13 protein-coding genes are annotated in these 13,851 nt (G+C 73.2%); 9 read left to right on the top strand and 4 right to left on the bottom strand.

Annotation, left to right across the window (positions count from 1 at the left end):
• Positions 1-54 precede the first annotated feature (54 nt).
• The 3 genes from BOQ63_RS08420 to BOQ63_RS08410 all read left to right on the top strand — a co-directional run bounded on the left by BOQ63_RS08420 (position 55) and on the right by BOQ63_RS08410 (position 2,975).
• Positions 55-1,485, top strand: a complete 1,431-nt coding sequence (locus BOQ63_RS08420; protein WP_150475750.1) for a sensor histidine kinase — start codon at positions 55-57, stop codon at positions 1,483-1,485.
• Complete coding sequence (locus BOQ63_RS08415; RefSeq protein ID WP_150475748.1) at positions 1,482-2,156, top strand: response regulator transcription factor; 675 nt, start codon at positions 1,482-1,484, stop codon at positions 2,154-2,156. The genes BOQ63_RS08420 and BOQ63_RS08415 overlap by 4 nt, the downstream gene beginning before the upstream one ends.
• Before the next feature lie 171 nt (positions 2,157-2,327).
• Entirely contained in the window at positions 2,328-2,975 is a 648-nt protein-coding gene (locus BOQ63_RS08410) for a hypothetical protein (RefSeq protein WP_223885872.1), read from the top strand.
• Positions 2,976-3,103: 128 nt separating this feature from the next.
• Here the strand turns inward: BOQ63_RS08410 and BOQ63_RS08405 are convergent, their stop codons facing one another.
• Positions 3,104-3,856: a DUF4097 family beta strand repeat-containing protein gene (locus BOQ63_RS08405; RefSeq protein WP_046386807.1), complete on the bottom strand. Its 753-nt coding sequence runs from the start codon at positions 3,854-3,856 to the stop codon at positions 3,104-3,106.
• A 319-nt stretch (positions 3,857-4,175) separates the two neighbouring features.
• On the opposite strand from BOQ63_RS08405, the gene BOQ63_RS08400 reads away from it, so the two are divergent.
• The 6 genes from BOQ63_RS08400 (at position 4,176) to BOQ63_RS08375 (ending at position 9,695) form a co-directional block, all read left to right on the top strand.
• Entirely contained in the window at positions 4,176-4,520 is a 345-nt protein-coding gene (locus BOQ63_RS08400; protein ID WP_030553046.1) for a PRC-barrel domain-containing protein, read from the top strand.
• A 96-nt stretch (positions 4,521-4,616) separates the two neighbouring features.
• A complete protein-coding gene (locus BOQ63_RS08395; RefSeq protein WP_030553044.1) occupies positions 4,617-4,883 on the top strand; it encodes a metal-sensitive transcriptional regulator in 267 nt (88 codons plus the stop codon).
• Between the two features lie 358 nt (positions 4,884-5,241).
• Positions 5,242-6,678: an endonuclease/exonuclease/phosphatase family protein gene (locus BOQ63_RS08390; protein ID WP_030553042.1), complete on the top strand. Its 1,437-nt coding sequence runs from the start codon at positions 5,242-5,244 to the stop codon at positions 6,676-6,678.
• Positions 6,679-6,692: 14 nt separating this feature from the next.
• Positions 6,693-8,678, top strand: coding sequence for a phosphocholine-specific phospholipase C (locus BOQ63_RS08385; RefSeq protein ID WP_072653969.1), 1,986 nt, complete (start codon positions 6,693-6,695; stop codon positions 8,676-8,678).
• A gap of 89 nt (positions 8,679-8,767) precedes the next feature.
• Positions 8,768-9,241 carry a VOC family protein gene (locus BOQ63_RS08380; RefSeq protein ID WP_072653968.1) on the top strand — a complete coding sequence of 158 codons (474 nt, stop codon included), beginning with the start codon at positions 8,768-8,770 and terminating at the stop codon, positions 9,239-9,241.
• A gap of 4 nt (positions 9,242-9,245) precedes the next feature.
• Positions 9,246-9,695, top strand: a complete 450-nt coding sequence (locus tag BOQ63_RS08375) for an SRPBCC family protein (RefSeq protein ID WP_037829697.1) — start codon at positions 9,246-9,248, stop codon at positions 9,693-9,695.
• Between the two features lie 120 nt (positions 9,696-9,815).
• Here the strand turns inward: BOQ63_RS08375 and BOQ63_RS08370 are convergent, their stop codons facing one another.
• The 3 genes from BOQ63_RS08370 to BOQ63_RS08360 all read right to left on the bottom strand — a co-directional run bounded on the left by BOQ63_RS08370 (position 9,816) and on the right by BOQ63_RS08360 (position 13,591).
• Positions 9,816-11,066: an FUSC family protein gene (locus BOQ63_RS08370; RefSeq protein WP_030284565.1), complete on the bottom strand. Its 1,251-nt coding sequence runs from the start codon at positions 11,064-11,066 to the stop codon at positions 9,816-9,818.
• Between the two features lie 60 nt (positions 11,067-11,126).
• Positions 11,127-11,861, bottom strand: coding sequence for a polyprenol monophosphomannose synthase (locus tag BOQ63_RS08365; protein ID WP_072653967.1), 735 nt, complete (start codon positions 11,859-11,861; stop codon positions 11,127-11,129).
• A 152-nt stretch (positions 11,862-12,013) separates the two neighbouring features.
• Positions 12,014-13,591, bottom strand: coding sequence for a N,N-dimethylformamidase beta subunit family domain-containing protein (locus BOQ63_RS08360; RefSeq protein WP_454132078.1), 1,578 nt, complete (start codon positions 13,589-13,591; stop codon positions 12,014-12,016).
• Positions 13,592-13,851: the final 260 nt, after the last annotated feature.

The raw sequence follows: 13,851 nt of genomic DNA, 5'->3' as shown, positions 1-13,851 counted from the left end.
CTGGCAGTACCCGGCGAGGGGCGGCCAGGGCACCCCGACCCGGAGAGCACGACCATGAGCGACACCTGGCAGCGCCTGCGCCGCGAGCACCCCCGGCTGCTCGACGCCGCCGGAGGCCTGGCCCTGCTCGCGGTCACCGGCCTCGGCGCCACGGTCGACCAGGTCACCGGGCACTTCGCCCCGGTTGACCCGGCCACCGGCGTCCTCGCCCTGATCGCCGCCGCGGCCGTGTTCTTCCACCGCCGCCACCCGCGCGCGGTGGCCGCAGTCACCCTGGTCTGCACCATGATGCTGACCTGGACCAGCCCCCGGCTCACCCCGATGCTGGCCACCCCCCTGCTGCTCGCGCTCTACTTCCTCGCCGTGCGCACCGACCGCTCCACCGCACTGCGCGCCTCGATCGCCACCGCCGTCCTGCTCACCGGGATATCCCTGCTGTTCGGGCCCACCGGCCCGATCGGCGAGCGGATCAGCGTGCTCGCCTGGGCCCTGCTGCCCGGCGCCCTCGGCGACTCCATCCGCAACCGCCGCGCCCACCTCGCCGCGATCGAGGAACGCGCCGAACGCGCCGAACGCACCCGCGAGGAGGAGGCCCGCCGACGGGTCGCCGACGAGCGGATCCGGATCGCCCGCGACCTGCACGACGTCGTCGCCCACCACATCGCCCTCGCCAACGCCCAGGCCGGCATCGCCCTCCACCTCATGGACAGCCACCCGGTGCAGGCCCGCGAGGTGCTCAGCCACATCACCGACGCCACCGGCTCCGCCCTCCACGAGCTGCGCGCCACCGTCGGCCTGCTGCGCCGTGCCGAGGATCCGGCCCCGCTCGAACCCGCCCCCGGCCTGGACCGGCTCCCCGAACTGATCAACACCTTCGAACGGGCCGGAGTGCCGGTCCGGCTCACCGTCGAGGGTGAGTCCCGGCCACTGTCGCCCGGCGTCGACCTCACCGCCTTCCGGATCGTCCAGGAGTCGCTGACCAACGTCGCCAAGCACGCCCACGGCGCCGACGCCGAGGTCACCCTCTCCTACAGCGGCAGCCGGGTCGCGGTCACCGTCGCCAACGGCCGCCCGACAGCCACCGGTCGCCCCCGCACCGCCCTGCTGCCGCCGCCTGCCCCGGGCGAGAGCGGCTTCGGCCTGATCGGCATGCGCGAGCGGGCCGGCGCGGTCGGCGGGCGCCTGACCGCCGACCGCCGGCCCGGCGGCGGTTTCCTGGTCACCGCCGAACTCCCGCTGCGCACCGGCGCCCGGGACGACGCCGGGCCCTGGACGGACGGTGCGGCCCGCCCCGCGGCCGCCACCACCGAACCGGGCGGCCCGGCCGAGCCCGCCGCCAGGGAACGGCCCGCCCACGCCTTCTGGCGCGACTGCACCGTCCGGCCCGCGCGCCCCGACCGCTCCGCCGACTCCGCGTCCGCGGCCGGCTCTCCCGACACCATCCGACAAGATCGCGTCATCCGGAAGGACAAGGACCACGCATGACCATCCGCGTGCTGCTCGCCGACGACCAGGCCCTGCTGCGCGGCGCCTTCCGGATGCTGATCGACGCCGAGGAGGACATGGAGGTGGTCGGTGAGGCCGCCGACGGCCGGGAGGCGGTGGAACTCGCCCGGGCCACCAAGCCCGACATCGTGCTGATGGACATCCGGATGCCCGGCGCCGACGGCCTCGGCGCCACCGCCGAGATCTGCGCGGACGAGGAGCTGTCCGGCACCCGGGTGCTCATCCTCACCACCTTCGAGATCGACGAGTACGTGGCCCAGGCGCTGCGCGCGGGCGCCGGGGGATTCCTCGGCAAGGGCGCCGACCCGAAGGAACTGCTGGCCGCCGTCCGCACCGTCGCGGCCGGCGACGCCCTGCTCTCGCCCGCCGCGACCCGGGCCGTGATCGAGCAGTTCCTCGCCCAGCCCGACCCGGCCGCCGTCGCGCCCTCCGAGCGGCTCTCCGTCCTCACCGCCCGTGAGCGCGAGGTGATGTCGATGGCCGCCACCGGGCTCACCAACGAGGAGATCGCCGAGCGGATGTTCGTCAGCCCGTTCACCGTCCGCACCCATGTGCACCGGGCGATGGCCAAGCTGGACGCCCGGGACCGGGCGCAGCTCGTCGCGATCGCCTACCAGTCCGGACTCGTCCCGCCCGGCAGACAGTCCTGACGCACCATCACCACTGCGATCCGCAACTCGCGCCATCTACCGCGATTGCGGACTGAGGCAACGTCAGAACTCCCTCCTGAACGCTCCAAGATCCGGTCCTGGCCGAAAACCGCCGCCGAACTGGTGTATCAGCGAGTAGTCTGCCGATGACTCAGAATGAGGAGGATGTTCGTGGAAACCAAGGACACGGCCGGCGAGGTGCGGATTCTCCAGCCGTTGCCCGGGCGCACGGAGGGCGGATCGGAGGCGTTCGAGCTGCGGCTCGCGCGTCTGCTCCGCGTGCTCGGGGCCGAGGTCGCACCGGGGGCGGACTACCCGAGCGCGGCCCGATGGGAGGTCCACAAGGCGCTCGCCGGGCGGTCCGAGCTGCCCGAGGAGTACTTCGAGCCGCTGCTGGAGGCGGCGGTCCACGACCCCAACCCGAGCTTCAACCGCCGCCTCGTCGAGCCCGCCCTCGTCGCCTTCGGCCAGCGCCGGGTCCGCCTGACCCTGCTGGGCTACCTGCAGACCGGCACCAACCCGGAGCGCGCCGGTGCCGCCCGGGCCTGGTACTGGACGGCACTGACGGTCGGCGGCGGCCGGAACGCGACCGCCGACGAGGGCGCGACCGTCCGCGACAGCTGGAACGAGGCCGCGCTGCGGGAGTTCGTCGCCAACGAGGACCTCGACGTCCGCCGCTGCATCCTGCCCGGCCTGCCGCTGGTCGCGCGCGCCTACCCGGCCGAACTGCACGCCCTGGTCGAGGCGGCGGTCACGATCGCCCGCTCGCATCCCGACGAGTACATCCGCCACCGGGCCGAGATCCAGACCGGCCTCTGACCTTAGGGATCACCGCTCCGGACACAGCCTTTCGGGTGCGCCCGCCGAGGTGCGTACCCGGAGTGGGGATCCCTGCGGACCGCCCCGCCCCCACCCGGGCCCGCCGAATTTTTCACGGGGCGGGGCGGTCAGCCCGTGTTGACGGTGATGTCGCCGATGTCCGTACCCAGGTCCAGTTTGAACTTGCCGTTGGGGTCGTTCTGGACGCCGATGTGCTTCGAGCCGATGTCCGTCCCGGCGCTGACGCGGTAGGAACCCGGCGGGACGGTGAGGCGGATCTCGCCGTTGTCGGTGCTGGCCTTGACGTCCTGGGCCTTGGCGGCGGTGAGCTTGATCGCGCCGCTGTCCGTCTTGGCCTGGATCCGGTCGCCCTTGAGCGAAGTGCCGTCGATGTCACCGCTGTCGGTGCGCAGGTCGACCGCTCCGGTTGCCTGGTCGACCGAGATGTTGCCGGAGTCGGTGTGCACCGACACCGAGCCGACCTCGGTGAGGTGGATCCCGCCTGAGGAGGTGCCGCCGCTGACCGGCAGTCCGGCGGGCAGCTCGACGGTGTAGCTCACCGAGCAGTTGTGCCCGCAGCCGCCGAGCACCAGGACCCCGTCCTCGATCCGGGTGGTCGTCCCGGGCTTGCTGTCCTGGTAGGTGATCTTCCGGTGGACGGAGGCACTCCCGGTGCCGGACTTGCCGTGGACGGTGACCTCCCCGGAGAGGTCGTCCAGCTTGACGGCGGTGATCCTTCCGGAGACGGTCGCGTCGTCGCTGACCTCGGTCCCGACCGGGTCGCAGGCGGTGAGCGCGCCCACGGCGAGCCCGGCGACCACGGCGGCCCCGGCAAGACGCTGATAGCTGCGGTACTGGACCATGGTGTTCCCCCACGTCATGGACGGTCGTCGCGTGCGGACGGACTCCGTGACCGCCCCGGTCCGGAGCCGTCGCGACGACCGTAGCGGGGGACGGAGCCCGGGTCCCTGGTGCCAGCCCCCCTGTCCGGGGTCCAGAAGTCCCCACCCCCACCCCCGGCCGCGCACCCCGCCCCGCACCACCCTCGAACCACTCACCCCCGTGCGTCCCTTTCGTCGTGCCCCGGCGGCCGTCCCGGCGCAGGATGGAAACCCCGGGCGGTGGGCCCGGCGGAGCCGGCGGGCCGGACGGAGCCGTCGGCAGGGCACGACACGGGAGGCCGAGGTCGTGGGGATCGCTATGGCAGACATCCGCGAGTGGCGCGGCCAGCCGGTGGTCGACGAGAAGGACCGCCGTATCGGCACGCTGGAGTCGGTGTACGTCGAGACGGCCACCGACGAGCCGTTCTTCGCCACCGTCCTGACCGGTGTGACCAAGCGCCGCCTGGTCTTCGTCCCGCTGGAGGGCTCGGTGGCAGGGCCGGCCTACCTGCGGGTGCCGTACCCGAAGGCCAAGGTCAAGCAGGCACCCGCGATCGGCACCGACGACGTCCTGCCCGCCACCGACGAACCCGAGGTGTTCGCCTACTACGAGCTGCCGTACGCGACCGGCACCGGGGGCGAGCGCCGACTGGCCCGCCGCTGATCAGGGGCCCTTTCGGGAGGGCTTGGTCCAGCCGGGAATGAATACCCCGCCGGGTACACTTGGCAGCCGACAGTCGATGTGAAAGGCGGCCCGGACATGCAGGTGGACGAGGAGGCGGTCGGCGCGGTCCTGAACCGACTGCGTCGGGCTCAGGGCCAGTTGGCCGGGGTGATCGCGATGATCGAGGCGGGGCGGGACTGCAAGGACGTGGTCACCCAGCTCGCCGCGGTCTCGCGCGCCCTGGACCGGGCCGGGTTCAAGATCGTCGCCAGCGGGATGCGCCAGTGCATGGCCGCCGCCGACGAGGACGGCGCGCCGATGAGCGAGGCCGAGCTGGAGAAGCTGTTCCTCGCCCTGGCCTGAGCACGGGCCCGGGCGCGAGCCGGAGCGCGAGCCGGAGCGCGAGCCGGAGCACGGGCCCGCCAACCCGGCGTCCCCACCGCTCATCCCCGGAGGGCCGCGACGGATCACCCGTCGCGGCCCTGCGTGTGCCCGCCCCTGCCGACGCCCATCAGTGCGCTACCGCCCCGGAGTTCGCGAACCGCCCGATGCTCCGTCACGTGCCGTTCACGCCCTGGTCGCTGGCCTTCGGATGAATGAGCCCGCCCGCAGTTGTACAGCCAACTGCGGGCGCTCCTCCCTCCCAGCCTCCGTGACCAGCCGCGCGCGGTCCGGCACCGTCCCCCGGCGGACCGGTCCCGCGCCGGCGGACAGGACAACCGTGGCCGCAGGCAGCGCCCTGACCCTGACCTCCTCCAGCAGCCCCGCCGAAGGCGACCGGCTCACGTTCCACTGGACCACCGACGCCCCCGACGCCAAGAACTGGGTCGGCATCTACGACGGCAGCCGCCAACCCGGCAGCGGCGCCTCGCTGCTCTGGAAGTACACCCCCGGCACCTCCGGCGACGTCCAGCTCGACACCTCCGCGCTGACCGGCGGCCCGTACACCGCCTACCTGCTGGCCAAGGACGGCTACGGCGTCCTGGCACAGACCGCCCCGTTCGGCTTCCGCGCCAAGCCCCCGGTGGTCCGCCCGCATGCCGCCGTCGACTCCTTCACCGCCACCCCGGTCGCCCCCGGCGCCGCCGTGAAGATCGGGCTCGGCGGCCTCTGGTCCCGTCCCGCCGGCAATGCTCCCGGGTCGGCGGCCTACCGCAAGCTCGGCGGTGCGGCCTGGGCCTCGGTCGGCGCCGACGGCACCGTCACCGGCACGGCGCCCGCCGCCCCCGGCCGCAACCCCGAGCTGGTGGTGGTCGGCGTCAAGGACAGCACCGGCGCCACCGACACCGTCACCGTGCTCGTCCCCGTCGTGGATCCGGCGGCCCCGCCCCGGCTCAAGGCCGCCGGCTGGAACCTGCACGACGCCGGCTCCGGCTGCACCGACGCGCTGGAGAAGCAGCTGCGCATCGTCCTCGCCCAGGGCCTGGACGTGCTCGCGCTGCAGGAGACGGCCGGAGAACGGGCCAGGACCCTGGCCGACGCACTGGGCTGGTACGCCCACCAGAGCCCGGGCAGCGTCGGCATCCTCAGTCGCTACCCGCTGACCGAACTGACCCCGGCCACCGCCGAGTTGCCCGCCGTCGCGGCCACCGTCCAGCTGCCGGGCGGTCGCAGTGTCCGGTTCTGGGCCGCCCACCTCGACGAGGCGGGCTACGGCCCGTACGCGGTGCAGGACGGCAGCAGCGCCGCCCAGGTGCTGGCCGCCGAGAACGCCTCGGTGCGGCTCAAGCAGGCCAGGGCGCTGGCCGCCGCCGTGCGCGCGGACCTCGCCCGGCGCATCCCGGTGGTACTGGCCGGCTCCCTCTCCTCGCCCTCTCACCTGGACTGGACGGCCGCCACCGCCGCCGCCCACAACGGGGTCGGCGCGCTCAGGTGGCCGGTCACCGCGACTCTCCAGGAGGCCGGGCTCACCGACACCTTCCGCGAGGAGAACCCCGACCCGGTCAAGGCCCCCGGCTTCACCTGGTCGCCCACCCGCAAGCGGCGCGGCGACCGCCCCGAGCCGCAGGACCGCATCGACTTCGTCCAGTACGCCGGAGCGCTGAAGCTGGTCGAGGCGCACACCCTGGTCGCGGGCTGGCCCCAGCCGGAGCCGAACACCGCCGCCAACGAGTGGCCCTCCGACACCGCCGCCGCCGTCGCCACCTTCCAGCTCTGAGAGGCCACTTCACGATGCCCGAGCTCTCCCGCCGCACCTTCGTCGGCGCCTCCGCGGCCGTCGGCGCCACCGCCCTGACCGGCCTGTCCAGCACCCAGGCCGAGGCCGCTCCCGCCACCGCGGCCGACACCGCCCTTACCGGCACCATCAAGGACGTCAAGCACGTCGTCGTCCTGATGCAGGAGAACCGCAGCTTCGACCACTACTTCGGCACCCTGAACGGCGTGCGCGGCTTCGGCGACAAGCAGGCGCTGCAGTTCCCGGACGGCACCGACGTGTTCCGTCAGCCCGACGCCCGGCGCGGCGACGGCGGGGTGATGCTGCCGTACCGGATGGACACCTCGAAGTACAACGCGCAGAACGCCGGCGGCCTGGCCCACGACTGGGCGACCGGCCACCAGGCCATCAACAACGGCGCGATGAACAAGTGGATCGCCGCCAAGGGCGAGCGCACCATGGGCTACTTCACCCGGGACGACATTCCCTACCAGTACGCCCTGGCCGACGCGTTCACCCTCTGCGACGCCTACTTCACCTCGCTGGCCGGCCCCACCGACCCCAACCGGCTCTACCTCTGGACCGGAACCGCCGGCCCCGGCCGTGACGGCACCACCGGCCCCTGGATCGACAACACCCCGGTCACCGACAACCCCGTCGCCGACTGGACCACCTACGCCGAACGCCTGGAGGCGGCCGGCATCAGCTGGCGGGTCTACCACAACCCCAGCAAGGACGACCGCACCGGCGACTACGACGACAACGCCCTCTCCTACTTCAAGCAGTTCCACGCCTTCCCGCACGATGACCCGCGGTTCGTCAACGCGATGACCAAGTTCGACCCCACCGACTTCGACCGCCACTGCAAGGACGGCACCCTGCCGACCATCTCCTGGCTGGTCGCCCCCTACCTCTTCTCCGAACACCCGGAGGCCGGCCCCGCCTACGGCGCGCACTGGGTCAACCAGGCCCTGCAGTCGCTGATGTCCAACCCGGAGGTGTGGCGGCACACCGTCTTCCTGGTCATGTACGACGAGAACGACGGCTACTTCGACCACATGGTCCCGCCCACCCCGGAGGCCGGCACCCCCGAGGAGTTCACCCAGGGCCGGGCCATCGGCCTCGGCAACCGCGTCCCGCTCTGGGTGGCGTCCCCCTGGTCGCGCGGCGGCTGGGTCAACTCCCAGGTGTTCGACCACACTTCGGTGCTGCGCTTCATGGAGCTGGTCACCGGCGTGGCCGAGCCCAACATCTCCGCCTGGCGCCGGGCCGTCTGCGGAGACCTCACCAGCTGCTTCGACTTCGCCGCCCCGGACCACTCGCTGCCGAAGCTGCCCGACACCAACGCCCTGATGGCCAGGGCCGACGCGGGTACCAAACTGCCCGGCGTGGCCCTCCCGGCGGTCGGCACCCAGTCGATGCCGGTCCAAGAGCGCGGCGAGCGCCCGCACCGCCCGCTGCCATATCAGCCGTGGGCCGACGTCGCGGTGGACCGCCGGACCGGCAAGGTCACCTGCACCATGAGCAACGACGGCTCGGTGGCCTTCCCGTACACCGTCTACCCGAACATCCTGCTCCCCTTCGCGGGCACCCCGTACACCGTCGCCCCCGGCGCGAGCGCGACGTACGTCTGGGACGCCGCCGCCACCGACGGCCGCTACGACTTCACCGTCCACGGCCCGGACGGCTTCGTGCGCCGCTTCGCCGGCACGGTGGTCCGGGACGGGCAGGACGGCCAGAACGACATCGGCGTGCCGATCGTCACCGCCGACCTGCGCGGCAGCCTGAAGCTCATCCTCCAGGTGGCCAACGACGGCCTGACGGACGTGGCCTTCACCGCCGCGCCCAACGACTTCGCGGGCAGCGCGCAGACCGTGTGGGTCAAGCCCGGCAAGCAGGTCGAGCTCGCCTGGCCGCTGGACGGGCAGGGCCGCTACGACGTCGTGGTGACCGCCCACACCGGGCAACGCTTCGCGCAGCGCTACGCGGGCTGGGTGCACTGATCCGATGCCCGTCCGGCCGGGGCGCCGATCCGGTGACCCCCGGCCGTGGCTCGGCTGCGGTGCCGGGCCCCGCCGCTACCGTCGGGCCCATGCAGAAGATCACCACCTTCCTCTGGTACGACGACCAGGCCGAAGCGGCCGCCGCCCTCTACACCTCGCTGTTTCCCAACTCCCGCGTCACCGGGGTCACCCGCTACGGCCAGGCCGGGCCCGGGGAGCCCGGTTCGGTGATGACCGTCGAGTTCGAACTCGACGGCCGGCCCTACGCGGCGCTCAACGGCGGCCCCGAATTCACCTTCACCGAGGCGCTCTCGCTCCAGGTCGAGTGCGACGACCAGCGGGAGGTCGACGAACTCTGGGCGAAGCTCACCGCCGACGGCGGCCAGGAGGGCCCGTGCGGCTGGCTCAAGGACCGCTTCGGCCTCTCCTGGCAGATCACTCCGCGCGTCCTCCTCGACCTGATCGGCGACCGGGACCGGGCCAAGTCCGACCGGGTGATGGCGGCCATGCTGCGGATGCAGAAGATCGATATCCAGCAGCTGCTCGACGCGGCCAGGGGCTGAGGCCGTGACCGCCGTCAGCCACCGGAGCACCGTCTACCTGCGTGCCACCCCGGAGCGGGTATGGCACGCGCTCACCAACGCCGACGAGTCCGGCCTCTACTGGGGCCACCGCAACGTCTCCACCTGGCTGCCCGGCTCGCCCTGGGAGCACCAGCGCACCGACGGCTCCGGGATCGCCGACGTGATCGGCATCGTCGAGGTGTCCGACCGCCCGTACCGCCTGGTCACCACCTGGGCCGGGCCGGAGGGGCAGCGCGCGGAGGGGCCCAGCCGGGTCACGTTCGACCTCCGGCACTGGCAGGACCTGACCCGGCTGACCGTCACCCACGAGAACCTCGCCGACGAGGACGAGCGGGCGGACGCCGAACGGGGCTGGTCGGCGGTGCTGTCCAACCTCAAGACGTACCTGGAGACCGGCCACCCGCTGCCCCAGCAGCCCTGGCTGATGCCCTGACCTCCGCGGGCCCGTGGCGACGGGCGCATGACGACGGGCCCAAGACAACGGGCCCGTTCATCGGGCCCCGGCTCAGCGGGCCCGGATCAGAGCAGGCCCCGGATCAGAGCAGGCCCCGGATCAGCGCCCGGCCCCCACCGCCGGGCGCTCCCGTTCGCCCCGCCGCCGCCCGCCCCGCAGGACAGAACGCAGCCGGGCGAGGCCGGAGAACCGCTCGCGGCTCACCAGCGAGGCCCGGTCCAGCTCCTCCATCAGCCGCCGGCTGCGGTGCTCCAGGTCCAGTTCGTCCAGGATCCGGTCGATCTCGGCGAGCATCGAGCCGTGCAGCTGCCAGGCCTCCGGGTGTTCCTGGACCTTGCGCAGCAGTACCTGGGCGACGTTCTCCCGGGTGGCCAGGGCCGCCGCCAGCTCGGCGGTCAGCCGCTCCTCGGCCTCCTCGGCGTTGCGGCTGACCTGGGTGGTGACCAGCACCGCGAAGCTGACCATCGCCCCGCCGACGTGCGCCAGCAGCTCCTCCAGCCCGACCGCGACCTCGGGCGGGAACAGCTGCTCCTGCGGCCCGCGCCGCTTGGCCAGGTCGGTCACCGAGCGGGCCAGCACCCGGATCACCACCACGCAGATCTCCAGGGTGTCCAGCCCGGTGCGCAGCACCAGCCGGGAGAGCAGCCCCTCGCTGATCCGGGGGTTGAAGCGCAGGCTGTCCTCGGCCTGGCGCAGCGCCGCGTCCACGTCCGCGATCGCCTGGTCGAGCCGGCGGGCCTCGTGCAGCCGCTCGACGGCCCGGGCCACCGGAGTGGGGCGGCCCAGCTGCTCGGAGATGTCGAGCAGCAGCTGGCGGGCCCGCCGGGCGAGGTCCTCGATCGACTCCCCGGCGGTGTCCACCCAGACCGGCGGGGCGAAGAGCAGGTTGAACAGCAGGCCGACGGCCGCGCCGATCAGGGTCTCCAGCACCCGGTCCCAGGCCTGGGAGGCCAGCTTGGTGACGCCCAGGATCAGCATCGCGCTGATCGCGACCTCCTGGACGAACTCCTCGACCCGGACGTACCGCCCGATCACCAGGGAGGCCAGGATGACCAGCCCGAGGCTCCACCAGGAGAGCCCGACCACGGCGCTGAAGCCGATCGCGATCAGGACTCCGACCACCACCGAGACGACCCGGCGGACGCTGGTCTTGAGCGTGGAGTAGACGGTGACCTGGACCACCAGCAGCGCGGTGAGCGGTGCTGTCAGCGGGGCGGGCTCACTGCTGAGCTGGGTCGCCACCCCGTAGGACAGGGTGGCGGCCACGGTGGCCCGCAGGGTCTGGACGGCGAACGGGTCTCGGGCGCCGCGGCGGAGCTTGGCCGTGAGGGACTCCGGGAGAAGATCCATGTCGGCCTTCTTTCCCCGCGACAGCCGCTCACACTGCCGGTCGCCGCAGGGAATACTCGTCTAGCCCTCGCGGTTGAAGCGCAGCTTCCAGGGCGCGAGCGCCGACTCCACCTGCACCCCGATGCTCATCTTCGAGGCGCCCTCGATCCGCTCCTCGAACCGGATCGGCACCTCCAGGATGGTCAGCCCGCGCTGGATCACCCGGTAGTTCATCTCGACCTGGAACGAGTAGCCGTTGCTCTGCACGGTCGGCAGGTCGATGGCCCGCAGGGTGCTCGCCCGCCAGGCCTTGAAGCCCGCGGTGGCGTCCCGGACGCCCAGGCCGAGGATCGCGTTGACGTAGAAGTTCGCCCAGGCGGAGAGCGCCTTGCGGTGCCAGGGCCACTCCTCGGCGGTCGAGCCGCCGGGCACGTAGCGGGAGCCGAGCACCACGGCGGTGTCGTCGGCGAGCAGGACGCGAACCATCTCGGGTATCACCGAGGCCGGGTGCGAGAGGTCGGCGTCCATCTGGACCACGACGTCGGCGCCCTCGTCCAGGGCCCGGGCCATGCCGGCCAGATAGGCGCGGCCGAGGCCGTCCTTCTCGGTGCGGTGCAGCACGCCGACGGTGCCCCCGGAGTCGGCGGCCAGCTTGTCGGCGAGCTCGCCGGTGCCGTCGGGGGAGTTGTCGTCGACCACCAGCAGGTGCAGGTTCGGTACGGCGAGGTCCGCGAGGAGCCCGGCGAGGACCGGAAGGTTCTCCCGCTCGTTGTACGTGGGGACGACGACAACGACCTTGGGGGAGGCCTCGACCATGTCCTGTATTCCTCCTGCCGTCGCCGGCCGGCACCCCGTGCCGCACCGGTCGGTTGTCCTGGACGACCTGCGCTGCTGTCAGACGTGCGAGTGTAGCCCGGCTGCGGGCCCGCTCCCGCCCGGGGCCGGGCGCGCCGGGTTCCGGAGCCCCGTCACGCCGCGCCGTAGACGGCGGTCAGGTTGTCCCGGGCGGGGTGGGTGCGGCCGGCCGGGCCGGCGGCGAAGGCGCGCAGGACGTTCTCGGTGACCTTGCGGACCACGTCCCCCGCGTGGGAGTCGATGCCGTGGTCGGCGTTGCCGCCGCCGGGGCCGTTCGCGTCCAGGGTCTCGACCCAGCGCATGGTGCCGCTGGCGAAGACCCCGGCGCCGCTGGGGACGGTGTAGTACGCGGTGTCGGAGTGGGAGTGCCGGCCCTCGCAGACGACGGGGGAGTGGGCGATCACCTCGATCGGGCGCGGGGTGGGGAAGGCGGTGTCGACCCGGTCGTACTCGACGCCGACCAGGTGCGGGAAGGACGCCCCGGCCGTCACTCCGGTGCCCTCGAAGGCCCAGTGGTCCGGCGAGGTGACCACGTACGGGGCGTCCACCGGGTAGCCGTCGTAGATCACCCCGAGCATCGAGCTCTCCGGGTCGGCGCCCGGGCCGACCCGGAAGTCGGTGGTCGCCGGGGCACCTGCCTGGTGGCCCGGGTCCTGCGCCCAGGCGTCCTTGTAGCAGACCACCGTACGGTCCGGCCCGAGGTCGGTGGGCTCGAAGCGGATCCGGCGGAAGCAGCAGTTGGCGCCGAGGATCGCCAGGTTCGTCCCGGCGTCGCGGGCCGCGACCACGTTGGCGCGCTGTTCGGGGGACCAGTACTCGTCGTGGCCGAGCGACAGCACGGCGCTCGCCCCGTGCAGCAGTCCCGGGTCGCGGGCCACGTCGATCCCGGTGGTGTAGGCGAGCGGCAGCCCGAGCTTCTCGGCCAGGGCGACAAGCTGCGCCTCGTAGACCAGGAACAGTCCGGCGCCGTGGTCGTAGCCGTACGGCCGGTCGAAGACGACCCGCAGCGAGCGGGTGGCCAGCGTGCCGGTCGGGCCGTTGTAGAGGCTGTAGCCGCCCCACTCGTTGTAGGCCTGCCAGGTCGCGGGGGCGCTCATGACCACGGTCCGGCCGGCGGTGCTCGCCGAGCGGACGGTGAGGGGGACGTAGCTGCGGCCGGAGCCGTCCTCTGAGTCCAGGCGCAGCAGGTAGGCGCCCTCGGGCCAGCCCGCGGTGTCCACGGCGAGGGTGCGCTGCCAGCCGGTCAGCACGGTGCGGGTGGTCTGGTCCACGTGCGGGGCGGCCTGCCTCGTACCGGGGACGTGCTCGCGGCGCCAGACCAGTCGGGCCCGGGCGCCGCCGTACCAGCCCATCCGGTAGGCGGAGACGGTGAAGGCGGCGGCGGAGGTGGAGACGTGCAGGCCGAAGGACTCGCCGGGCAGCACGCTGACCCGGTCGGCGAAGCCCTCGACGGCGCCGGCCCGGCCGGGGTCGGCGATCTGCCAGTCGGGGTTGCCGGGGCGGGACTGCTCGTCCTGGGCGTCGCCCTTGAGGCCGGCGTGCTGGGCGTCGGTGGGCCCGGCGGTGCCGGGTGTGGCCCGGGTGCCGGGTGTGGGCAGCGGCGCGGAGTCCGGGTGTCGGCTGCCGCAGGAGGTGACGGCGGCCGCCATCAGGCCCAGGCCGAGGATCCTCCGCCGAGTCGGTTCCGTCACCGCTGCCTCCCTGTCGCTCCGTTGCCGCACCCGTGGGCGCGTCAACCTGCCGAGTCAATGCGCGCGGACATGTTTACCCCTTTCGAGAAGGTGCCTGGCACCGCCGCGCCGGAAGCCCTGATCACGGCCGGTCGGAGCCGCCACCCGGGAGGGCCGTACGGGCGCACCCCGGCGTGTCGGCCCGTGCGGTTGCCGGGCGGCCGAGGGCCGGTCACCTAGCCTGACCAGGCCCGCCGTCCGGCGGCCCGGGGGGCCGGAAC

The sequence above is a fragment of the Streptomyces viridifaciens genome (assembly GCF_001888885.2).
Classification (GTDB): domain Bacteria; phylum Actinomycetota; class Actinomycetes; order Streptomycetales; family Streptomycetaceae; genus Kitasatospora; species Kitasatospora aureofaciens.
Note: the sequence above shows the minus strand (reverse complement) of the source record. Positions and strands in the feature narration are given on the sequence as shown.

Excerpts from the sequence above, each read along its gene's own strand:
- BOQ63_RS08385 (WP_072653969.1), top strand. The coding sequence starts at position 6,693 with ATGCCCGAGCTCTCCCGCCGCACCTTCGTCGGCGCCTCCGCGGCCGTC.
- BOQ63_RS08400 (WP_030553046.1), top strand. The coding sequence starts at position 4,176 with ATGGCAGACATCCGCGAGTGGCGCGGCCAGCCGGTGGTCGACGAGAAG.
- BOQ63_RS08395 (WP_030553044.1), top strand. The coding sequence starts at position 4,617 with ATGCAGGTGGACGAGGAGGCGGTCGGCGCGGTCCTGAACCGACTGCGT.
- BOQ63_RS08405 (WP_046386807.1), bottom strand. The coding sequence starts at position 3,856 with ATGACGTGGGGGAACACCATGGTCCAGTACCGCAGCTATCAGCGTCTT.
- BOQ63_RS08420 (WP_150475750.1), top strand. The coding sequence starts at position 55 with ATGAGCGACACCTGGCAGCGCCTGCGCCGCGAGCACCCCCGGCTGCTC.
- BOQ63_RS08370 (WP_030284565.1), bottom strand. The coding sequence starts at position 11,066 with ATGGATCTTCTCCCGGAGTCCCTCACGGCCAAGCTCCGCCGCGGCGCC.
- BOQ63_RS08380 (WP_072653968.1), top strand. The coding sequence starts at position 8,768 with ATGCAGAAGATCACCACCTTCCTCTGGTACGACGACCAGGCCGAAGCG.
- BOQ63_RS08415 (WP_150475748.1), top strand. The coding sequence starts at position 1,482 with ATGACCATCCGCGTGCTGCTCGCCGACGACCAGGCCCTGCTGCGCGGC.
- BOQ63_RS08365 (WP_072653967.1), bottom strand. The coding sequence starts at position 11,861 with ATGGTCGAGGCCTCCCCCAAGGTCGTTGTCGTCGTCCCCACGTACAAC.